At 69.1% G+C, this 20509-nt stretch carries 23 protein-coding genes and 4 tRNA genes; 7 read left to right on the forward strand and 20 right to left on the reverse strand.

Annotated features, from left to right (window positions below; translation table 11 throughout):
* Positions 1 to 43: 43 nt before the first annotated feature.
* The 5 genes from yajC to IPV10_RS00730 form a co-directional block, all read right to left on the reverse strand.
* Complete coding sequence (yajC, locus tag IPV10_RS00710) at positions 44 to 472, reverse strand: preprotein translocase subunit YajC (RefSeq protein WP_207479322.1); 429 nt, start codon at positions 470 to 472, stop codon at positions 44 to 46.
* Positions 473 to 552: 80 nt separating this feature from the next.
* Positions 553 to 1578, reverse strand: coding sequence for a Holliday junction branch migration DNA helicase RuvB (gene ruvB / locus IPV10_RS00715; protein WP_207479325.1), 1026 nt, complete (start codon positions 1576 to 1578; stop codon positions 553 to 555).
* Complete coding sequence (gene ruvA / locus IPV10_RS00720) at positions 1571 to 2191, reverse strand: Holliday junction branch migration protein RuvA (RefSeq protein ID WP_207479328.1); 621 nt, start codon at positions 2189 to 2191, stop codon at positions 1571 to 1573. Before ruvA ends, ruvB begins: the two co-directional genes overlap by 8 nt.
* 9 nt (positions 2192 to 2200) lie before the next feature.
* Positions 2201 to 2785, reverse strand: a complete 585-nt coding sequence (ruvC, locus tag IPV10_RS00725; protein WP_307861018.1) for a crossover junction endodeoxyribonuclease RuvC — start codon at positions 2783 to 2785, stop codon at positions 2201 to 2203.
* 64 nt (positions 2786 to 2849) lie between these two features.
* Positions 2850 to 3608, reverse strand: a complete 759-nt coding sequence (locus tag IPV10_RS00730; protein ID WP_207479330.1) for a YebC/PmpR family DNA-binding transcriptional regulator — start codon at positions 3606 to 3608, stop codon at positions 2850 to 2852.
* Positions 3609 to 3731: 123 nt separating this feature from the next.
* Between IPV10_RS00730 and IPV10_RS00735 the strand changes: the two genes are divergently transcribed.
* Positions 3732 to 5096 carry an aminotransferase class V-fold PLP-dependent enzyme gene (locus IPV10_RS00735; RefSeq protein ID WP_207479333.1) on the forward strand — a complete coding sequence of 455 codons (1365 nt, stop codon included), beginning with the start codon at positions 3732 to 3734 and terminating at the stop codon, positions 5094 to 5096.
* Here IPV10_RS00735 and pdxT read toward each other — a convergent pair.
* Both pdxT and pdxS read right to left on the reverse strand, forming a co-directional pair.
* Positions 5093 to 5704 carry a pyridoxal 5'-phosphate synthase glutaminase subunit PdxT gene (gene pdxT, locus IPV10_RS00740; protein WP_207479336.1) on the reverse strand — a complete coding sequence of 204 codons (612 nt, stop codon included), beginning with the start codon at positions 5702 to 5704 and terminating at the stop codon, positions 5093 to 5095. The genes IPV10_RS00735 and pdxT overlap by 4 nt on opposite strands.
* The gene (gene pdxS / locus IPV10_RS00745; protein WP_207479338.1) at positions 5694 to 6587 is read right to left on the reverse strand and encodes a pyridoxal 5'-phosphate synthase lyase subunit PdxS; all 894 of its coding nucleotides are present in this window, start codon (positions 6585 to 6587) and stop codon (positions 5694 to 5696) included. Before pdxS ends, pdxT begins: the two co-directional genes overlap by 11 nt.
* A 107-nt stretch (positions 6588 to 6694) precedes the next feature.
* Here pdxS and IPV10_RS00750 point away from each other — a divergent pair, with 107 nt between their 5' ends.
* Both IPV10_RS00750 and pdxY read left to right on the forward strand, forming a co-directional pair.
* A complete protein-coding gene (locus tag IPV10_RS00750; protein WP_207479341.1) occupies positions 6695 to 8035 on the forward strand; it encodes an aminotransferase class I/II-fold pyridoxal phosphate-dependent enzyme in 1341 nt (446 codons plus the stop codon).
* Positions 8032 to 8883: a pyridoxal kinase PdxY gene (gene pdxY / locus IPV10_RS00755; RefSeq protein WP_207479344.1), complete on the forward strand. Its 852-nt coding sequence runs from the start codon at positions 8032 to 8034 to the stop codon at positions 8881 to 8883. The genes IPV10_RS00750 and pdxY overlap by 4 nt, the downstream gene beginning before the upstream one ends.
* 77 nt (positions 8884 to 8960) lie before the next feature.
* On the opposite strand, the gene IPV10_RS00760 is transcribed toward pdxY, so the two are convergent.
* From IPV10_RS00760 to IPV10_RS00795, 8 genes are all read right to left on the reverse strand, one after another.
* Positions 8961 to 9485: an HIT domain-containing protein gene (locus IPV10_RS00760; protein ID WP_207479627.1), complete on the reverse strand. Its 525-nt coding sequence runs from the start codon at positions 9483 to 9485 to the stop codon at positions 8961 to 8963.
* 98 nt (positions 9486 to 9583) lie between these two features.
* Positions 9584 to 11530, reverse strand: coding sequence for a threonine--tRNA ligase (gene thrS / locus IPV10_RS00765; protein ID WP_242684495.1), 1947 nt, complete (start codon positions 11528 to 11530; stop codon positions 9584 to 9586).
* Between the two features lie 156 nt (positions 11531 to 11686).
* Positions 11687 to 12745 (reverse strand): FUSC family protein, encoded by a 1059-nt coding sequence (locus tag IPV10_RS00770; protein ID WP_207479349.1) that lies wholly within the window; start codon positions 12743 to 12745, stop codon positions 11687 to 11689.
* The gene (locus IPV10_RS00775) at positions 12738 to 12977 is read right to left on the reverse strand and encodes a hypothetical protein (RefSeq protein WP_207479352.1); all 240 of its coding nucleotides are present in this window, start codon (positions 12975 to 12977) and stop codon (positions 12738 to 12740) included. The genes IPV10_RS00770 and IPV10_RS00775 overlap by 8 nt, the downstream gene beginning before the upstream one ends.
* Before the next feature lie 30 nt (positions 12978 to 13007).
* A complete protein-coding gene (locus IPV10_RS00780; RefSeq protein WP_207479354.1) occupies positions 13008 to 13193 on the reverse strand; it encodes a hypothetical protein in 186 nt (61 codons plus the stop codon).
* A gap of 138 nt (positions 13194 to 13331) precedes the next feature.
* Positions 13332 to 13403: transfer RNA gene (locus tag IPV10_RS00785), tRNA-Val, on the reverse strand.
* A 27-nt stretch (positions 13404 to 13430) separates the two neighbouring features.
* Positions 13431 to 13501: transfer RNA gene (locus IPV10_RS00790), tRNA-Cys, on the reverse strand.
* A gap of 54 nt (positions 13502 to 13555) precedes the next feature.
* A tRNA-Gly gene (locus tag IPV10_RS00795) sits at positions 13556 to 13628 on the reverse strand.
* A gap of 152 nt (positions 13629 to 13780) precedes the next feature.
* Here IPV10_RS00795 and IPV10_RS00800 point away from each other — a divergent pair.
* A tRNA-Val gene (locus IPV10_RS00800) sits at positions 13781 to 13856 on the forward strand.
* Between the two features lie 41 nt (positions 13857 to 13897).
* Here IPV10_RS00800 and IPV10_RS00805 read toward each other — a convergent pair.
* Positions 13898 to 14146, reverse strand: coding sequence for a hypothetical protein (locus IPV10_RS00805; protein WP_207479357.1), 249 nt, complete (start codon positions 14144 to 14146; stop codon positions 13898 to 13900).
* Positions 14147 to 14214: 68 nt separating this feature from the next.
* Here IPV10_RS00805 and IPV10_RS00810 point away from each other — a divergent pair, with 68 nt between their 5' ends.
* The gene (locus IPV10_RS00810; RefSeq protein WP_307861019.1) at positions 14215 to 14637 is read left to right on the forward strand and encodes a GIY-YIG nuclease family protein; all 423 of its coding nucleotides are present in this window, start codon (positions 14215 to 14217) and stop codon (positions 14635 to 14637) included.
* Positions 14638 to 14691: 54 nt separating this feature from the next.
* On the opposite strand, the gene IPV10_RS00815 is transcribed toward IPV10_RS00810, so the two are convergent.
* The gene (locus IPV10_RS00815) at positions 14692 to 15075 is read right to left on the reverse strand and encodes an SPW repeat protein (RefSeq protein ID WP_207479360.1); all 384 of its coding nucleotides are present in this window, start codon (positions 15073 to 15075) and stop codon (positions 14692 to 14694) included.
* A gap of 235 nt (positions 15076 to 15310) precedes the next feature.
* On the opposite strand from IPV10_RS00815, the gene IPV10_RS00820 reads away from it, so the two are divergent.
* Positions 15311 to 16453 (forward strand): DUF1611 domain-containing protein, encoded by a 1143-nt coding sequence (locus tag IPV10_RS00820; protein WP_207479363.1) that lies wholly within the window; start codon positions 15311 to 15313, stop codon positions 16451 to 16453.
* On the opposite strand, the gene IPV10_RS00825 is transcribed toward IPV10_RS00820, so the two are convergent.
* From IPV10_RS00825 to zapE, 3 genes are all read right to left on the reverse strand, one after another.
* The gene (locus IPV10_RS00825; RefSeq protein WP_307861020.1) at positions 16419 to 17027 is read right to left on the reverse strand and encodes a type II toxin-antitoxin system PemK/MazF family toxin; all 609 of its coding nucleotides are present in this window, start codon (positions 17025 to 17027) and stop codon (positions 16419 to 16421) included. The genes IPV10_RS00820 and IPV10_RS00825 overlap by 35 nt on opposite strands.
* 20 nt (positions 17028 to 17047) lie before the next feature.
* The gene (locus tag IPV10_RS00830; RefSeq protein WP_207479365.1) at positions 17048 to 18286 is read right to left on the reverse strand and encodes an ammonium transporter; all 1239 of its coding nucleotides are present in this window, start codon (positions 18284 to 18286) and stop codon (positions 17048 to 17050) included.
* Between the two features lie 114 nt (positions 18287 to 18400).
* Positions 18401 to 19450 carry a cell division protein ZapE gene (gene zapE / locus IPV10_RS00835; RefSeq protein ID WP_207479367.1) on the reverse strand — a complete coding sequence of 350 codons (1050 nt, stop codon included), beginning with the start codon at positions 19448 to 19450 and terminating at the stop codon, positions 18401 to 18403.
* 145 nt (positions 19451 to 19595) lie between these two features.
* Here zapE and IPV10_RS00840 point away from each other — a divergent pair, with 145 nt between their 5' ends.
* On the forward strand, positions 19596 to 20492 hold the full coding sequence (locus tag IPV10_RS00840; RefSeq protein ID WP_207479370.1) for a sulfurtransferase: 897 nt from the start codon (positions 19596 to 19598) through the stop codon (positions 20490 to 20492).
* The last annotated feature ends 17 nt before the right edge of the window (positions 20493 to 20509 follow it).

The following is a 20509-nucleotide window of genomic DNA, read 5'->3' on the forward strand; positions in this document are numbered from 1 at the left end:
GAGTTGCCTGAGCGCCGCAGAGGCGGCGCTGCTGCCGAGAGGGTTACTTGTCGTCCGCGTCGCGCTCGAGACGGGCGCGGGTCTCCTCGGCCGTCTCGATGGAGGCGCCGGCGTCGGTCTCGGAGGCCTTGTCGGCAGCGAGTGCCTGGTCGGCCTCGAGCTCGCCGTCGACGGCATCCGCGGCGTCGTCCACGACGACGTCCTTGGGCTCGACGATGCGCAGGATCGCCTGGCTGTGCACCTCGATCACGGTGCCCGGTGCGATCTCGACCAGTGCCGGGGAGTCGAGGTCCTCGTGGTCGTAGGCCACGATCGTGCCGAAGATGCCGCCCTGCAGGAGCACCTTGACGCCGGGGACCGTCTTGGTGGCCTTCTCCTCCTGCTCCGCCTTCATCTGCTTCTGGCGCTTGCGCGTGTTGAAGAACATGAACACGACGAGGACGGCGAGGAGGCCGAAGAGGAGGATTTCCATGGGCATGAGTGCGAACGCCTTTCTGGGTGCACGCACGAGCCTTCGGGCGCACAACGGTATCGGGGGGAAGTCTTCAGCGATTATAGGTCATCGAGGCGAAGCGCCCCGTCCGGGTGCGCCGCGCCGAGATGCGCGTACGCCTCCGGCATCGCGATGCGTCCGCGCGGGGTGCGCCCGAGGAAGCCGATGCGCACCAGGTAGGGCTCCACGACGCTCTCGACCGTCTCCGCCTCCTCGCCGACCGCGACCGCGAGCGTGCTCAGGCCGACCGGGCCGCCGCGGAAGCGGCGCACCAGCGCCTCGAGCACCGCGCGGTCCAGACGGTCGAGACCGATCGGGTCGACGTCGTACAGCTCCAGGGCGGCCCGCACTCCTTCGAGCGTCGCCTCTCCCCCGCCGTGCACCAGGGCGTAGTCGCGGACGCGCCGCAGCAGGCGGTTGGCGATGCGAGGGGTGCCGCGGGATCGGCGGGCGATCTCGGCGAGCGAATCGGGCGGGAGGTCAACGCCCAGCACGCGCGACGAGCGGGCGATGACCCGCTCGAGCTCGGACTCGTCGTAGAACTCGAGGTGGCCGGTGAAGCCGAACCGGTCGCGCAGCGGATTGGGAAGCAGCCCGGAACGGGTGGTCGCGCCGACGAGGGTGAACGGTGCGAGCTCGAGCGGGATGCTGGTCGCACCCGCCCCCTTCCCGACCATGATGTCGATCCGGAAATCCTCCATGGCGAGATAGAGCATCTCCTCGGCGGAGCGCGCCATGCGGTGGATCTCGTCGATGAAGAGCACCTCCCCGGGGACGAGGCTCGACAGCAGTGCGGCCAGGTCGCCGGCGTGCTGGATCGCGGGGCCGCTGGAGAGGCGCAGCGGCCGTTCGCTCTCATGCGCGACGATCATCGCCAGGGTCGTCTTGCCGAGACCGGGAGGACCGGCGAGCAGGATGTGATCGGCGGGACGGCTCTGGATGCGCGCGGCGTCCAGGAGCAGCTGCAGCTGGCCGCGGACCTTCTGCTGGCCGACGAACTCGCCGAGACTGGTGGGGCGCAGAGCGCCCTCGATCGCGAGCTCGGTCTCGTCGACCGGCTCGGTGGCGTCGAGCGCGTCAGACACGCGTCTGGCCTCCCTGCGCCGGGCCCAGCAGGGCGAGCGTCCGGCGCAGCAGGGCCGAGACGGATGCGCGCTCCGCGTCGGTCGCGTCGGCGGAGGTCTGCGCTGCGGCCTCGGCGGCGACCCGCTCCGACCAGCCGAGTCCGACGAGGGCTGCGGCGACCTGATCCGCGACGTCGCCGCCCGCGGTGCCGGACGCCCTGGCCGCGGTGGTCGTCGCGTGCACCTTGCCGGAGAGCTGCAGGACGATGAGCTTCGCGGTCTTGGGTCCGATGCCGGAGACCCGGCGGAACGGCGCGTCGTCCTCGCCGTTCACGGCCTCGGCGATCTGGTCTACGGTGAGATGCGAGAGCACCCCGAGCGCCGACTTGGGACCTACGCCGGTGACGCTGATCAGCAGTCCGAAGATCTCCAGCTCGCTCCGGTCCGCGAAGCCGTAGAGCGACAGGGCGTCCTCCCGGACGATGAGGCTGGTGTGCAGGAGCAGACGCTCGCCGACCGCGGTGGAGTGCGCGACGTCTGCGGGCACCGCGACGGAGAACCCGACGCCGCCCACTTCGATGACGACCTGGTCCGGCGTCGTGTGCAGGACGGTGCCGTGCAGCGAGGAGATCATCCCGCCAGCCTACGCGTGGGATCGTAGATATGTTCGAGCGACACGCTCGGCGTCGGCCCACGCCTTCTGCGCCGGGGTCAGCACGTCCTGCCCCGGGGCGCCTGCAGCGCCGCGGCGCCACGCATGGCACAGTGCGATGGCGAGGGCGTCTGCCGCGTCTGCGGGCTGTGGAGGCGCGTCGAGCCGGAGGATGCGGGCGATCATCGCCTGCACCTGGCGCTTGTCGGCCGAGCCGTACCCCGTGACGGCGGCCTTCACCTCGCTCGGGGTGTGCGTGGCGGCCGGGAGGCCGGCCTCGGCCGCGAGAAGCAGCGCGACCCCGCTCGCCTGCGCCGTGCCCATCACGGTGTGGCTGTTCTGCTGCGCGAACACGCGCTCGACGGCGACGGCATCCGGCCGGTGCACCTCGATGACCTCGCGGATGCCGGCGGCGACGACGGCCAGCCGCTCGCCGATCGGCGCGTCAGGAGACGAGCGGATCACCCCGACGTGCACGAGCGTCCCGCGGCGAGCCCTGTCGACGTCGACGACGCCCACCCCGCACCGGGTGAGGCCGGGGTCGATGCCGAGCACGCGCAGCGAGGAGGAGGTCACTCCCCCAGGCTAGGCGCCGTGGCGGACGTCGACCGCGAGGCTCGCCCTGGCGCCCGCCGAAGGCCTACTCGTCGTTCTCGAGCTCCGCCTGCACATCGGCGGTGAGGTCGAAGTTGCTGAAGACGTTCTGCACGTCCTCGCTGTCCTCGAGAGCGTCGATCAGGCGGAACACCTTGCGCGCCGTGTCGGCGTCGATCTCGACCTTGAGGTTCGGCACGAACTCGACATCGGCCGACTCGTAGTCGATGCCGGCCTCCTGCAGGGCACTGCGCACGGTGACGAGGTCCGATGCCTCGGTGATGACCTCGAAGCCCTCGGCGTGCGGCTCGATCTCCTCGGCGCCGGCCTCCAGAGCCGCCATCATCACGTCATCCTCTGACGTGCCCTCGGAGCTCACCACGATGACGCCCTTGCGGCTGAAGTTGTAGGCGACGCTGCCCGGGTCGGCGAGGGTGCCGCCGTTGCGGCTGAGCGCGGTGCGCACCTCGGCTGCGGCGCGGTTCTTGTTGTCGGTCAGACACTCGATCATGAGGGCGACGCCGTTGGGTCCGTAGCCTTCGTACATGATCGAGGTGTACTCGACGGCCTCGCCGCCGATGCCCGCGCCGCGCTTGACCGCGCGGTCGATGTTGTCCTTGGGGACAGAGGTCTTCTTCGCCTTCTGCACCGCGTCGAACAGGGTCGGGTTGCCCGCCAGATCGGCGCCGCCGAGCTTGGCCGCGACCTCGATGTTCTTGATGAGCTTGGCCCACGACTTCGCACGGCGCGAGTCGATGATCGCCTTCTTGTGCTTGGTCGTCGCCCACTTGGAATGCCCGGACATAGTTCTCCGCTCGTCTTCTCCGCCCGGGCGCCTGGCCCAGGGCATCGTCCAGTCTAACGAATCGCGCCGGCCGCCTCGCATATGCCTCTTGTCGGCGAGGAACCCAGGTGGGAGACTTCGCGCATGGATGATCGGGAGCGTGCTCTCGGCGCCGCGCATCGGAGCGCCACCGAGTTCCTGGGGACACTCGACGACAGGCCGGTGTGGCCGCGCGCGAGCCTGGAGGAGATGCTGGAGGTGTTCGGCGGCCCGCTGCCCGAGCACGGGACGGCTCCGGAGGCGGTCGTCGAAGAGCTCGCCAGGGAGGCCGGACCCGGTCTCGTCGCGATCCCCGGCGGGCGTTTCTTCGGCTTCGTGATCGGGGGGACTCACCCGGCCGCTCTCGCCGCGGACTGGCTGGTCTCGGCGTGGGATCAGAACTCGGGCTCGTCGACGCTGACGCCGGCCACCGTCGCGCTGGAGCGCACCGCGGGGCGGTGGATGCTCGACCTGTTCGGGCTTCCGTCCACGGCGAGCGTCGGCTTCGTCACCGGCGGCCAGGTCGCGAACTTCACGTGTCTGGCGGCCGCACGCAATGCGGTGCTGTCGCGCGCAGGCTGGAACCTGGCCGAACGAGGACTCCGCGCATCTCCGCCGCTGCGTTTCGTGGTCGGCGCCGACCGCCATGGCTCGATCGATCGCGCCGCACGCTTCCTCGGCATCGGGAGCGCCGATCTCATCATCGTCGAATCTGACGATCAGGGCCGCATGCGGACCGAGTCGCTCGCGCGCGCTCTCGCCGACGGGGAGGGCCCGCTCATCGTGTGCCTCCAGGCCGGCGAGGTGCACACCGGCGCCTTCGACGACTTCGCCGCTCTGATCTCCGTCGCGCGGCAGCACGACGCCTGGGTGCACGTCGACGGCGCTTTCGGCCTCTGGGCAGCCGCTTCCGAGTCGCTGCGTGTGCTCACCGCGGGGATCGCGGATGCCGATTCCTGGGCCACCGACGCTCACAAGACGCTGAACGTGCCGTACGACTGCGGGATGGCGATCGTGCGCGACCCCGCGGACTCCATCGCGGCGTTCCGCACCGGAGGCGACTACCTGATGTACTCCGGGCTCGACCCGTGGGACGTCACTCCTGAGCTGTCGCGTCGCGCGCGCGGGGTGCCGGCCTGGGCGGCGATGCGCAGCCTCGGCAGGAGCGGCATCGAGGCCCTGATCGACCGACTGCACGCGAACGCCCGGCGCATGGCCGACGGCCTGGCGTCCATCGACGGGGTGGAGGTCCTGAACGATGTCGACTACACCCAGGTCATGTTCCGTCTCGCCTCGGATGCCGCCACTCGCTCCCTCGGCGCCGCGATCCTCACGGAGGGGACCGCGGTGGTCACCGGCGCGGAATGGCGCGGACGGGCGGCGATGCGCTGCTCGATGTCGTCATGGGCGACGACACCCGACGACATCGACCGCACGGTGTCCGCGATCCGCGGACTCGTGAACGCCTAAGCCGAAGCCCGGGGGGACTTCCGCACGCGCTCCAGGAACCTCTCGTGGAAGCGCGTCTCGCCCGTGATCTCGGGATGGAAGCTGATCCCGAGCAGGCCGCCCTGCTCGACCGCGACGACGCGCCCGTCGGGAAGCGACGCCAGCGCCTCGGCATCCGGCCCCACCGACTCGACCACCGGTCCGCGGATGAATGCGGCCTTGACCGGTTCCGCGCCCAGCGCCGGGATGGCGAGTTCGGCCTCGAACGACTCCACCTGGCGACCGAAGGCATTGCGCCGCACGACCACGTCGAGCCCGCCGAACGACTCCTGACCCTCGATCGCGTCGGTGACCGTGTCCGCGAGCATGATCAGGCCGGCGCAGGTGCCGAGCATCGGCATCCCGTCGGCGATCGCGGCGCGGATCGGCGCCTGCATCCCGAAGATCCGGGTCAGCTTGTCGATCACGCTCGACTCCCCGCCCGGGATCACCAGTCCGTCGACGGCGGCGAGCTCGGCGGGGCGGCGCACCAGCGTCACCTCGGCGCCGAGCGCCTCGAGCAGGGCGGCGTGCTCGCGCACGTCGCCCTGCAGCGCGAGGACGCCGACCTTCGGCGGGTTACCAGCCACGCTCGGCGAGGCGGTGCGGCGCGGGCAGGTCGGTGACGTTGATGCCGACCATCGCCTCGCCGAGCCCGCGGGACACCTCGGCGATGACCTTGGCGTCGTCGAAGAACGTGGTCGCCTTGACGATCGCCTTGGCGCGCTCGGCCGGGTTGCCGGACTTGAAGATGCCGGAGCCGACGAAGACGCCGTCCGCCCCGAGCTGCATCATCATCGCGGCATCCGCGGGGGTGGCGACGCCACCGGCGACGAACAGCACGACCGGGAGCTTGCCGGTCTCGGCGATCTCTGCGACGAGCTCGTAGGGCGCCTGCAGATCCTTCGCGGCGACGTAGAGCTGGTCCTTGGAGAGCGCGCCGAGGGCGGCGATCTCACCACGGATCTTGCGGATGTGCTTCATGGCCTCGGAGACGTCGCCGGTGCCGGCCTCGCCCTTCGAGCGGATCATCGCCGCCCCCTCGTTGATGCGGCGCAGCGCCTCGCCGAGGTTGGTCGCGCCGCAGACGAACGGCACGGTGAAGCCGAACTTGTCGATGTGGTTGACGTAGTCGGCGGGCGAGAGCACCTCGGACTCGTCGATGTAGTCGACGCCGAGCTCCTGCAGGATCTGCGCCTCGACGAAGTGGCCGATACGGGCCTTGGCCATGACCGGGATGGAGACGGCGTCGATGATGCTGTCGATCATGTCGGGGTCGCTCATGCGCGAGACGCCGCCCTGGGCGCGGATGTCGGCCGGGACGCGCTCGAGCGCCATGACGGCGACGGCGCCGGCATCCTCTGCGATCTTGGCCTGGTCCGCGGTGACGACGTCCATGATGACGCCGCCCTTGAGCATCTCGGCGAGGCCGCGCTTGACGCGCGAGGATCCGGTGGTGGTCTGATCGGTCATGGGGAGGCTCCTGTCGAATGCGCTGGAACTGATGAGATCAACTCGGGTTTGATCTATGTCAAAATATAGCACTGTCGGGTACGACATAGAATCGGTCGCGAGGAGACATGAGCGACGACATCACGGGAACGACCGCAGCGGACATCGCCGACAGCGTCCGCGGGCTCCGCGACCGCGGCGTCCTCCGCCCCGGCACCGTCCTCCCCCCGGTTCGCGAACTGGCCGCGACCCTCGGCGTGAACCGCAACACCGCGGTCGCCGCATACCGTCAGCTCGCCCAGGCGGGGCTCGTCGTCTCCCGGGGCCGTGCCGGCACCGTCGTGACCGGTATCGAGTCGCTCGCCCAGGAGGGGTACGCGGCCGACACCGTCCTGCGCGACGTCGGCACCGGCAACCCCGATCCGACGCTCATCCCCGATCCCTCCCCCGCCCTCGCGACGCTCGCCGGCCGCCCGGTGCTCTACGGGGAGCCCGTGATCGATCGCGAGCTCGACGAATGGGCGCGCGACTGGGTCGCCGGCGACCTCGACGACGTCGACTTCCGGATCACTGTCACGAGCGGAGCGGTGGATGCCGTCGAGCGCCTCCTCGCGCAGGCGCTGATGCGCGATGACGCGGTGGCGCTGGAGGATCCCTGCTTCCTGGCCAGCATCCATACCGTCCGCCTCGGCGGATACCGGGCGGTCGCCGTGCCGGTCGACGACGAGGGCATGACCGTCGCCGGACTGCGCGCCGCTCTGGACGCCGGCGCGCGCGCCGTCATCTGCACGCCGCGCGCTCAGAACCCGACCGGCGCGAGCCTGACCGCCGATCGTGCGGCCGCACTCCGTGCCGTGCTGGCCGACCACCCCTACGTGCTCGTGATCGAGGACGATCACTTCTCGATGCTGTCGCAGCGGCCGTACGAATCGCTGATCGGCCAGGACCATCGCCGGTTCGCGCTGGTGCGCTCGGTGTCGAAGTTCCTGGGACCTGACATGTGCCTGGCGATCGCGGCGACCGACCCCGAGACGGCCGAACGGCTCGCGATGCGCCTGAGCCCCGGGACCACGTGGGTCAGCCACCTGCTGCAGCGGCTTGCCCTGACCCAGCTGACCGATGCCGACGTGATGGCGAAGGTCGCGGCGGCGGCCGCGCACTACGCGGCGCGCAACGCGGGGTTCGCGAGCATGCTGCGCGAGCACGGCATCGCCGCGACCGCGTCGGACGGCCTGAGCCTGTGGGTCGAGCTGCCGAGTCCGGCCCGTGTCGTCGCCGAACGGCTGATGCGCCGCGGCTGGCTCGCGCGCACCGGCGACGAGTTCGCTCTCGATGATCGGGCGGAGGCGTCGCGGCACCTGCGGCTGACCGTGCACGACCTCTCGGACGAGGATGCGCGAACGCTCGTCGCGGATCTCGTCTCGGCTGTCGGGCGGCAGCCCTCCATGAATGAAAGGATCGGGACATGAAGGTCCTCTCCATCCAGTCCGCCGTCGCGTACGGCCATGTCGGCAACTCCGCGGCCGTGTTCCCGCTGCAGCGCATCGGCGTCGAGGTGCTGCCGGTCTACACCGTGAACTTCTCGAACCACACGGGCTACGGCGCCTGGCGCGGTCCGCTGATCGCCCCGGACGACGTCCGCGAGGTCGTGACCGGCATCGAGGAGCGCGGCGTGTTCGGTCAGATCGACGCCGTCCTCAGCGGCTATCAGGGCGGCGAGGGCATCGGAGACGTCATCATCGACGCCGTCGCGCGCGTCAAGGCGGCCAACCCGGATGCCGTGTACGCCTGCGACCCGGTGATGGGCAACGCCAAGTCGGGATGCTTCGTCGCCCCGGCGATCCCGGTGCTGCTGCGCGAGAAGGTCGTGCCGGTCGCCGACATCATCACCCCGAACCAGTTCGAGCTGGGCTTCCTCACCGAGACCGAGCCGGACACGCTCGAGTCGACGCTCGCCTCGGTCGACCTCGCGATGGCGATGGGTCCCAAGACCGTGCTGGTCACGAGCGTTGAGCGTCCCGACCGCGAGGAGGGCACGATCGAGATGCTCGTGGCCGACGGCAGCGGCGCGTGGGTCGTGCAGACCCCGCGTCTGCCGATGAAGGCGAACGGCTCGGGCGACGTCACGGCAGCGCTGTTCACGGCGCATTACGTCGAGACGGGCAGTGCGCCGATCGCGCTGGAGCGCACGGCATCCAGCGTGTTCGACCTGCTGACGCTGACTCTGGAGTCCGGTGAGCGCGAGTTGCAGCTGATCGAGGCGCAGGAGTTCTACGCGAACCCGCGCCTCCAGTTCACCGCCCGCCCGCTCCGCTGACCCCAAGACCGTCTGTTTGCGTCGACGCATGCTCCAGCGCACCGCGAAGGTGCATCTGACGCAGACAGACGGTCCTGTCAGTGGGGCCAGGCGGCGGCGACGGCGTGGCGCACCTCGCCGAGAAGCTGCGGCAGCGCCTTGGTCTTCGCGATGATCGGGAAGAAGTTCGCGTCCGACGTCCACCGCGGAACAACGTGCTGGTGCAGATGCGCATCGACACCGGCGCCGGCCACCGCGCCCTGATTCATGCCCAGGTTGAAGCCGTCGCAGCGCGACACCTGGTGCAGCACCCGCATCGCGGTCTGGGTGAGTGCCCCGATCTCGGCGACCTCCTCAGGCGTGGCCTGATCGTACGTCGCGATGTGGCGGTACGGGCACACCAGCAGGTGCCCCGAGTTGTACGGGAACAGGTTCAGCAGCACGTAGGCGGTCTCGCCGCGCGCCACGATGAGACGGTCGACGTCGTCGTGCTTGGGCGCCTCGCAGAACGGGCACTCCTCGCGCAGCGGCTCCGGCCCCGCCTGGATGTACGCCATCCGGTGCGGGGTCCACAGACGCTGGAACTCGTCCGGGACGCCGGCCAGGTGGCCGGCATCCTCCAGCGACTCCGAGGACGACCGGGACGTGGGCGAGACGGCCTCCTCCTGCGGCGTGGCATGCTGCGCGCTCCGCAGGGAGCGCCGCGGCACGCGCTCGGAGCTCACGCCAGATCCCCTGCGGTCTGCACGAGCGCGTGCGCGTCGATGGCGGAGCGGATGCGCGCGACGGCATCCGCGATCGGCACTCCGTTCTCCTGCGTGCCGTCGCGGTAGCGGAACGAGACGGTCCCGCCATCGCGGTCCTTCTCCCCCGCGATCAGCAGCAGCGGCACCTTGCCGGTGGTGTGCGTGCGGATCTTCTTCTGCATCCGGTCGTCGGAGGTGTCGAGCTCGGCGCGGACGCCGCTGTCCCGCAGCGTCTTCACGACCTCGCCGAGGTAGTCGGCGAAATCGTCGGCGACGGGGATGCCGACCACCTGGACGGGCGAGAGCCAGACCGGGAAGTCGCCGGCGTAGTGCTCGAGCAGGATCGCGAAGAACCGCTCGATCGATCCGAACAGTGCCCGGTGGATCATGATCGGGCGCTTCTTCTGCCCGTCCTTGTCCATGAACTCGAGCTCGAAGCGCTCCGGGAGGTTCGGGTCGACCTGCACCGTGGACAGCTGCCAGGTGCGGCCGATCGCGTCGCGGGTCTTGAGGTCGATCTTCGGGCCGTAGAAGGCCGCCTCGCCCGGGACCTCGGTGAGCTTGAGTCCTGAGGCCAGAGCCACGCGCCGCAGAGCATCCGTGGACGACTCCCAGAACTCCTCGGAGCCGATCCACTTCGACTTCTCGTCGTCCTTCATGCTCAGCTCGAGCTCGAAGTCGGTGAGGCCGAAGTCGCGGAGCATCGAGAGGATGAACTCGAGGACCTTGCCGACCTCCTCCTCCAGCTGATCGGGCGTGACGAACAGGTGCGAGTCGTCCTGGGTGAAGCCGCGCACGCGCGTGAGTCCGTGCAGGGCGCCGGAGAGCTCGTTGCGGTAGACGGTGCCGTTCTCGGCGAAGCGCAGCGGCAGGTCGCGGTAGCTGCGCGCACGCTCCTTGTAGATCAGGATGTGCATCGGGCAGTTCATGGGCTTCAGGTAGTAGTCCTGGCCCTGCTTCGTGATGTTGCCCTCGTCGTCGCGCTCCTCGTCCATCACGATCGGCGGGTACATGCCCTCCTTGTACGTGATGAGGTGGTTCGAGGTGAGGAAGAGGTCCTCCTTCGAGATGTGCGGCGTGTACACGTACGTGTAGCCGCCCTCGATGTGCCGCTTGCGGGCGTGCTGCTCCATCTCGCCGCGGACGACACCGCCGCGGGGGTGCCAGACCGACAGACCAGAGCCGATCTCCTCCGGGAAGGAGAACAGGTCGAGCTCCTTGCCGAGCCGGCGGTGGTCGCGCTTGGCGGCCTCCTCCAGGCGGTGCTGGTACTCGCGCAGCTCATCCTTGGTCGGCCAGGCCGTGCCGTAGATGCGCTGCAGCTGCGGGTTCTTCTCGCTGCCGCGCCAGTAGGCCGCGGCGATGCGGGTGAGGTCCCAGCCGTTGCCGATCATGCGGGTGCTCGGCAGATGCGGGCCGCGGCAGAGGTCCTTCCAGACCACCTCGCCGTCGCGGGTCGTGTTGTCGTAGATCGTGAGCTCACCCTCGCCGACCTCGACGGAGGCGCCCTCGACCTTGCCCACATGGGGCCCCGAGCCTGTCGAAGGGCCCTTGAGGCCGATCAGCTCGAGCTTGAACGGCTCGTCGGCGAGCTCGGCACGCGCCTCCTCGTCGGTGACGACACGGCGGACGAACCGCTGTCCCTCCCGGACGATGCGCTGCATCTCCTTGGTGATCGCCTTGAGGTCCTCGGGCGTGAAGGGGTGCTCGACGTCGAAGTCGTAGTAGAAGCCGTCGGTGATGGGCGGGCCGATGCCCAGGTTCGCCTGCGGGTTGATGCGCTGCACCGCCTGCGCGAGAACGTGCGCGGTGGAGTGGCGCAGGATGCCGAGCCCGTCGGGACTGTCGATCGTGACGGGCTCGACCTCGTCGGCGTCGGTCACTGTGGCGGCGAGGTCCTTGAGGATGCCGTTGACGCGCATGGCGACGACGGATCGATCAGAGAACAGGGCGAAGCCGTCTTTCGGCTGGGCATTTTCAGGCACTGAGCACTCCATCTCGGGGTCCTGTCCAGGTTACTCGCCTGAAGGGGACAGCCCTCACGCCTGGTCAGCAGCGGATCATGATCCGGCAGGCGCTCACCCGGTCGCCGCGACGAACTCGCGGGAGGCGTCGACGATGCGCCGCACACAGAGAGCGGCCGCGTACGCGTAGGCATGCGAATAGGCCTCGGCGTCCGGTGCCGCCGGCCGCCCGGCGATGTGAGCCATGGCCCCGTCGAGCGCCGTATCGGCGGCGGTCAGCCGCGATCCCACCTGGGGATCGGCAGCGCGCGCCTCGACGAGATCGGCGCTCGCGCGCACGGCGGTCGCGAGGCCGTGCCTCGTCGCGGCATCCGTGAAGGCGCGTTCATGCGCGGCGCGCGCGAGGAGATCGGCCAGCTCAAGGGTGGCGCGCGTCGAGCGCTCCAGCGCGGCCATGCGATTCTCGTTGAGCCGCCTGTCCGCGCCGCGGCGGCGGCTTCGCGGGTTCGCTCGGGTGCTCTCCTCCCCGACACGCACCTCTGCCGCCGCGTCGTCGAGCATGTCGGCGAGGCCGGTTCCCGCGTTCGAGAGCCGCGCCGCGTCGATCGCCCGCCCGTCGAGCGCGTCGGCGACATCCCGAAGGTCCGCGCAGACGGCGTCGCGGAGAGCCGTCAGCCCGTCGGCGGCACGGCGCAGGTAGAGCGGCGGGAAGACCAGGACGTTCGTGAGCACGCCGACGAGCACGCCGAACGCCATCGTCAGGAGGTACGACAGCGAGAACTCGTCGGCATCCGGTCCGCCGAGAAGCAGCACGAACAGTGCGGCGATCGCGACCCAGTCTCCGCCGGCGCCGAGAACGCGGATGCCGCTGGCGACGAGGCCAGCACCGACCACGAGCGCGACCGCGATCACGGCCGGCATCCCGACGAAGACCAGCCCGAGGGCACCGAGGCCGAGCACGAGCCCGAGGCCGAGGCCTGCGAGCGACTGCGCCCCGGCACGCGCGGAGCCGGCCACGGTGGGGTACATGCTGACGAGCACCCCGAGGGGTGCGTAGTACGAGTACTCTGCATCGGCGAAGGGCACGTAGGGGGCGAGGAGCCAGGCGACGGATGCCGCGGCCGCCGCCTTCGCCGCGAGGATCAGCCGCTCGCCGCGGACCGCCTCACGCACCGGAGTCGGATTCGCGACCGCCCCTCGTGCCGACACCCGGCTCGTCGTTGTGCGCCGACCGGTCGGGGATCTCGGCCTCGTCCTCCGGGTCGACGCGCACAGCGTCCACCGCCCCGCTGTCGGCTCCGGCGCCACCGGCGGGCACGTCGTCAGACACCCCCTCCTCGACCGCGTCCTCCTCTTCCGGCAGGAGCGGATCGGCGGAGCTCTCGGGTTCCCGTGGATCGGACATGGGTCACCTCTCACGCATCATGGCGGGCTTCTACGGCAGGTCCTCGACCTCGATCGAGTCGTCGTCCTCGTCGTCGCGGCGGTCATCGCCCTCCGCGGCATCCGCCGGCGTCTCGGCGCCGTCGGCACGCATCGGGTCTTCGCTCTCCTGGCGCGGCACGAGCTCCTCGGGGATCATCGGCCGCTCGTCGTCGGGTATCGCTCGCGGATCTGACATCTCGCGTCTCCTCCGGGTCGTGGTGTGTGCCGACCACTCTGCGGCGAGGAGCCCGCGTTCGTCAGGGGGTTGACAGGGCGGCGGCTCGTACGGCCCGGAGACGAGAAAACCCCCGACCGGAGTCGGGGGTTCTGTGTGTGCGCGATACTGGGATCGAACCAGTGACCTCTTCCGTGTCAGGGAAGCGCGCTACCGCTGCGCCAATCGCGCCCGTTGGGGCTATTCAGTTTACAGGAGAGGTGGCGACGGGATTCGAACCCGTGTAAACGGCTTTGCAGGCCGGTGCCTAGCCGCTCGGCCACGCCACCGTGTGGATTGACCCCACGTGCCGAAGGCCTTCCGAAGAAGGCCTCTTGCACTTGAGCGGATGACGAGACTCGAACTCGCGACCCCAACCTTGGCAAGGTTGTGCGCTACCAACTGCGCTACATCCGCGTTGTTCCCGGTTGTTGTCCCGGGCACTTATGAAACATTAGCCGATGATCGGCGACTGTCAAAACCGGGACCGAATCTCGCGCGTGTCCGCGCGGGTGGTCATCATGGCCGTCAGGCGTCGGGTAGTATCGGTTGACGTACCCCGCGGGTATGGGCGATTGGCGCAGTTGGTAGCGCGCTTCCTTCACACGGAAGAGGTCATCGGTTCGAGTCCGGTATCGCCCACCATCCGGCCCCGTCCTCGCCTCCTGGCGACAGTCGGGGCTTCTTCATGTCCTGCGGGAAAGCCGCCAGATCCCGAATGCGGTGAACACGAGCCACGCGACCCATGCGATCCAGACGCCGGCCACTCCGATCATGGGTCCGCTCTCGCAGTAGCTCTCCGCAGGGTGGATCGAGTCGACGCAGGCACCGACTGTGACATTGGTGACGGCGAGCACCGCGATCCCGGTCACGGTGATCAGGAGCATCCACACCCAGGGCGCGGCATGTCTGCTTCGTGGCTCGCTCCCGGACATGCTCGCAGAGTAGCGCGAGCATCTGGGGCCGGCAACGATTGTCCGCAGCAGGGAGTACCGTTCACCCGGTGAACGGCAACGCTCTCCCCGGCCCTTGCGGTCTCTGCGGTCGCCTGCGCGGTACACGTGCCGGCGGCGTCTGGCTGTGCGAGTGGTGCGGCTGGCCCTACGGCACCTCCCCCGACCCGGAGCTCCCCCGCCCGGTGATCGAGGTGGTCTACTACGTGCGATACGACCGCCGCGTCAAGATCGGCACGAGCCGCCGTCCACGGCAGCGGTTGGCGAGCATCCGGCACGAGGAGCTGCTTGCGTTCGAGCGCGGCGGACGAGAAGTCGAGCAGCAGCGTCACCGCCAGTTCACGGAGATTCGCGAGGGCGGCGAGTGGTTCACATTCACCGGCGCGCTCAGCACGCACGTCACTGCGCTGCGAGCATCCGGGGAGCCCTGGCGTCTCTACGCACGATGGCTGAGCGAGGAGCTGCAACGCTGAAGCCCGCGCGGCTCCGTCGCTGTGAGCGGAACCACGCGGGCTTCGGGCTGGTGCTCAGGCTCGCGCTGTGGCCCTGACGGACGCCGGCTGCGGCTGCGAGAACAGCACGACGACGATCACCGCGACTCCGACGACGAGGTGCGGGAGCCAGACGTTCAGCGCCTCGCCGGCGAAGCCGAAGATCCACGGCGAGAGCGCGAGGAACAGGCTCGCGGCGACGTCGAAGACGAGGTGAACCGGCATCGGGATGAACCCGAAGGGGCCCCACTCGTACTTCGTGAACAGGCTGTACACGATCAGCCCGACGCCGAGCACGATCGGGATGACCACGGCGGGACCGCCGACGCCGGCGAATCCGAACAGCCACGGGGCCGCGATGAGCGCCAGTCCGACGATGTAGTCGAGGATTCCGTGGACCTTGGTGGGGATGAAGCGCATGATTCCTCCTTGAGTCTCGCCGCGTATCGCGGCTCACAGATGATTCGGTGCGGAGGAGGAAACGGATTGTGCGCGAGCACACATGCGTCGGAGCACTCACAGCCGACCCGCACCTGCGACTGCTACGGTGAGCCACGTCGGCACTTGGCCGATCATCAGGGAAGACTTCCGTCGACCGACAGCTTCACGGCCCTCCGTTTCTTGTCGCCTCCTCTGTGCGACTGTGAGGAACCCGATGACAATCGACTCCCTGCCCACTTCGGCGACCCTGTTCGCCACCACCCTGCCCGAAGGCTCGACCGCGGTCGTGTACTGCGAGGGCCAGTTCGGCGAGCAGGACGGCAAGACCGCCAACGGCCTCGTGCGTCACTCAGAGAAGTACGAGATCCTCAGCGTCATCGACAGTACTCGCGCGTTCCAGGACGCCGGCGAGTACCTCGACGGCATCGCGAACGGCATTCCGATCCTCGCGAACCTCTTCCAGACGATCGCCCATGCCGATCGCGTTCCTGACTACCTGATCTGCGGCGTCGCACCGGCGGACGGGCTGCTCTCCGCAGCGCAGCGTGTGGTGCTCCTCGACGGCATCGCGAGGGGTATGCACATCATCAGCGGCCTGCATGAGTTCCTCGGCGACGACGCCGAGTTCGTCGCGGCGAGCCTCGCAGCCGGTGTGACGATCACCGACGTGAGACGTCCCAAGGACAAGAAGGACCTGCACCTGTTCTCGGGTCGCATCTTCGACGTCACCTGCCCCCGGATCGCGATCCTCGGCACGGACGGCGCGATCGGCAAGCGCACGACGGCCACCCTTCTCGTCCGCGCCCTCAACGACCGCGGCATCCGCGCGGTCCTCGTCGGCACCGGGCAGACCACGATCATCCAGGGCGGCCGCTACGGCGTCGCACTCGATGCCCTGGTTCCGCAGTTCTGCTCCGGTGAGGTCGAGCACCAGGTCGTGGCCGCGTTCGAGGCCGAGGATCCGGATGTGATCATCGTCGAGGGTCAGGGCGCACTCAGCCACCCGGCCTATCTGACGTCAGCGCACATCCTCCGAGGGAGCCGTCCCGAGGCCGTCATCGTCCAGCACGCGCCGGGCAGACGCACTCTCGGTGACTTCCCGATGGTCGCGATGCCCACCGTCGCCAGCGAGGTGGCGCTCATCGAGTCGTTCGCCGACACGCGCGTGATCGGCGTCACCGTGAATCACGAGAATCTCACAGACGCTGAGATCGGAACGGCGATCGACGAGATCGAGCTGGAACTCGGCATCCCCGCGACCGACCCACTGACGAGACCGGCGAGCACCCTCGTCGACATGGTGCTGCAGGCCTTCCCTGCTCTCAACCCGCTGCGCGCCAGCCGTATCGGCGTGTGAGCGCGTCGGCGACCCTGTCGTAGCGGCCGGCGTCGAGAACGGCGGCCTCGCGCCGCAGCCCCTGCTCGTGCACGCTGTACAGCTGCTCGATGTCGACCCAGGACTCGCGTCCCTGCGAGTCCCACCCGCCCGATCCGATCGACAGGTAGTCCCGGTCGCGATCGTGGGCCTTGCTCGTCAGCCGCACGGCGTACACGCGCTCTGCCGATTCCCGGCCGATGACGAGCACAGGCCGGTCCTTGCCGCGCCCGTCGTTCTCCTCGTAGGGGACCCAGGTCCAGACGATCTCACCTGCGTCCGGAGCGCCGTCGCGATCCGGCGCATAGGAGATGCGGACGCCGGGGATGCGATCCGGGTCGATCCGGATGGTCTCGGTGCCGGCGCCGCGACCCGCGTCCACGACGACGGCCGTTCCGCCGGATGCGCCCTGGGCGGTGGGAGCCTCGTCGGATGAGGTGCGCAGACGCGCGTCCGGGCGCCTCGGACCTGTTGGTGTCCGAGACGCCCGGTTCGATCCCAATATCTTGAGAAGGATCTGCGCCAGTGCCGCCAGGATGCCGTTGGTGTTGCTCACACGGTCACCCTAACCGCAGTTCAGGCCTCTGCGAGCGCGTAGCCCTCTTCACCGTGCACGACCAGGTCGACGCCGGCGATCTCGTCCTCGTTGGTGATGCGGAATCCGATCGTCTTCTGGATGGCGAAGCCGATGACGTACGCGGCGACGAACGAGTAGACCAGCACGCCGATGGCGGCGATCGCCTGCACCGCGAGCTGACGGAAGTCGCCTCCGACGAACAGGCCGGTGCCGGTGGCGAAGAAGCCGAGGTACAGGGTTCCGAACAGGCCGCCGACGAGGTGGATGCCGACCACGTCGAGCGAGTCGTCGAAGCCGAGACGGAACTTCAGCTCGATCGCGAGTGCGCACAGCACACCGGCGAGGGCGCCGAGCAGGAGCGCCCAGCCCGGAGTCAGGTTCGCGCAGGCCGGGGTGATCGCGACGAGACCCGCCACAGCACCGGATGCCGCGCCGACCGAGGTCGCCTTGCCCTCCTTGATGCGCTCGACGAGGATCCAGCCGAGGATCGCGGCAGCCGTTGCGCCGAGCGTGTTGATGCCGATCAGGCCGACCTTGCCCATGTCCTCCGCGAGCCATTCCGCACCCGCGTTGAATCCGAACCAGCCGAACCACAGCAGTGCGGCGCCCAGCAGCGTCAGCGGCACGTTGTGCGGCTTCAGGATGCCCTTCTGGAAGCCGATGCGCTTGCCGAGGACGAGAGCGAGGGCGAGGGCGGCTGCACCCGCGTTGATGTGCACGGCCGTTCCGCCGGCGTAGTCGATCACGGCGATGCCGCTCTCCTCACCGAAGAGCGTGGTGCCGAGATTCATGATCCAGCCGCCGCCCCAGACCCAAGCCGCGACCGGGAAGTAGCCGACGGTCGCGAAGACGCCGGCGAAGATCAGCCAGGAGCCGAACTTCGCCCTGTCGGCGATGGCGCCGGAGATCAGCGCGACCGTGATGATCGCGAACGTGGCGCCGTAGGCGACGCCGAGAAGTGCGACGTTCGAGCCCTCACCGCTCGCCAGCGAGCTCAGGCCGAAATCGGCGAACGGGTTGCCGGCGAATTGCGTCGGGCTCTCGACGGCGCTCATCGAGAAGCCGAAGAGAACCCAGAGCACGGCGACGAGACCGATCGAGCCGAAGCTCATCATCATCATGCTGACGACGCTCTTCGCCTTGACGAGACCGCCGTAGAAGAAGGCGACGCCTGGCGTCATGAGCAATACGAGAGCAGTGGCGGTGATCGCCCAGGAGATGTTGCCTGGAGCATCCATGTCGAACCTCACATTCGGGAAAGTGTGAGCTTCAGTGTGGCGACGCCCGATTTCCGGAAAGCGTGAGGTTTGTTGCCGGCACGTTACAGGCGGCGGCCCTGTGTGAACTTCACGTTACGCGGCTGACCGCTGCGCATGCGTGAGAGCGTTCAGGCGCGAGATCGCGCGCAGGTACTTCTTGCGGTAACCGCCGCCGAGCATCTCCTCGGCGAACACCTGGTCGAGGCTCACGCCGGACGCGACGATCGGGATCTGGGCGTCATAGACGCGGTCGACGAACGCGACGAAGCGCAGCGCCTCCGACTGATCGGTGAGCACGTGGACGTCGCTCAGGCCGACCAGGCCGAGCCCCGAGATCACCCGGAGGTAGCGGGAGGGGTGCACCCTGGCGAGATGGCGGATGACGTCGCCGAACGCGTCGTCGGATGCCGAGCCCGATGCCGCGCCGGCGTCGATCGCCTCGGCGTACTCGTCCGGGCTGCTCACGACGGCGTGCCCGTCGAGGGCGCGCTGACGGAAGTCGACGCCGTCGATGCGCAGCGTCTGGAAGCTGTCGGACATCGCATGGATCTCGCGGAGGAAGTCCTGCGCGGCGAATCGCCCCTCGCCGAGAGCGTTCGGCGGCGTGTTCGACGTCGCGGCCAGCCGCGTGCCCGTCGGCACCAGCTCGCCGAGAAGCCGGGTCATCACCATCGTGTCGCCCGGATCGTCGAGCTCGAACTCGTCGATGCAGAGCAGATCCGCGCCCTTCAGGAGGTCGACGGTGTTCTTGTAACCGAGCGCGCCGACCAGCGCCGTGTACTCGATGAAGGATCCGAAGTACTTCCGGCGAGCCGGCATCGCGTGGTAGATCGACGCGAGGAGGTGGGTCTTGCCCACGCCGAAGCCGCCGTCCAGGTACACCCCGGGCTTGACCTCCGGCTCCTTCTTCGCGCGGCTGAAGAATCCGCCGCGCTTCGCGGGAGCGCCGCGGCCGGCGAAGCGCATCAGCGTCTCCTTCGCCTCCTCCTGAGAGGGGTACGCGGCATCCGCCCGGTAGCTGTCGAAGGTGGCGTCGTCGAACTGGGGCGGCGGCACCAGGCTCGCCAGCATCTCGGGGCCCGTCACGGTCGGCTGACGGTCGGTGAGGTGCACGACGCCCGTGCGGCTCGTGGTATCGGTCATCGCCATCCTGAATTCGGGCGCCGCCTGTGTCGAAGTCTTACGAATCCGCCTCCGGGCGCACAGCGGGGATCTATCGTGAAGGGACGGCTCCACATTACGCCGTCGGCACCGCCTTCATCGCCCGCTCAACGTCTAGGAGATCCCTGTGGCAATCGAGTTCGATTCGTCTTCGTCCAAGTTCGCCGAGTACGCCGAGCCCGGCCGGCTGGTGACGACGCAGTGGCTCGCCGAGCGGCTCGGCTCCCCCGGTCTCGTGGTGGTCGAATCGGATGAGGACGTCCTCCTCTACGAGACGGGTCACATCCCCGGGGCGGTCAAGGTCGACTGGCACACGGAGCTGAACGACCCGGTGGTCCGCGACTATGTCGACGGCGAGGGCTTCGCCGCCCTGCTCAGCCGCAAGGGCATCTCGCGCGACGACACCGTCGTGATCTACGGCGACAAGAACAACTGGTGGGCCGCATACGCGCTCTGGGTGTTCTCGCTCTTCGGCCACGAGGACGTGCGCCTGCTCGACGGCGGACGCGACCGCTGGATCGCCGAGGGTCGTGAGCTCACCCGTGAGAAGCCGACGCCGGCCCCGACCGACTATCCGGTCGCGGAGCGCGACGACTCCGTCATCCGCGCCTACAGGGAGGACGTCGTCGCGTTCATCGGACAGGGACCGCTGATCGATGTCCGCTCGCCCGAGGAGTACAGCGGTGAGCGCACCAGCGCTCCGGCCTACCCCGAGGAGGGCGCTCTGCGCGCCGGCCACATCCCCACCGCGCAGAGCGTGCCGTGGGCGAAGGCCGTGGCCGAGGACGGCGGGTTCAGGACGCGAGCCGAGCTCGACTCGATCTACCGCGAGGGCGCCGGCCTGAAGGACGGCGACGACGTGGTGGCGTACTGCCGCATCGGTGAGCGCTCGAGCCACACCTGGTTCGTGTTGAAGCACCTGCTCGGATTCGAGAACGTCCGCAATTACGACGGATCGTGGACCGAGTGGGGCAGCGCCGTGCGCGTGCCGATCGCAACCGGCGCAGAGCCCGGAACGCTCTGACCGTGGAACAATGGCAG

Source organism: Microbacterium sp. SD291, assembly GCF_017355365.1.
In the GTDB taxonomy this organism is placed as follows: domain Bacteria; phylum Actinomycetota; class Actinomycetes; order Actinomycetales; family Microbacteriaceae; genus Microbacterium.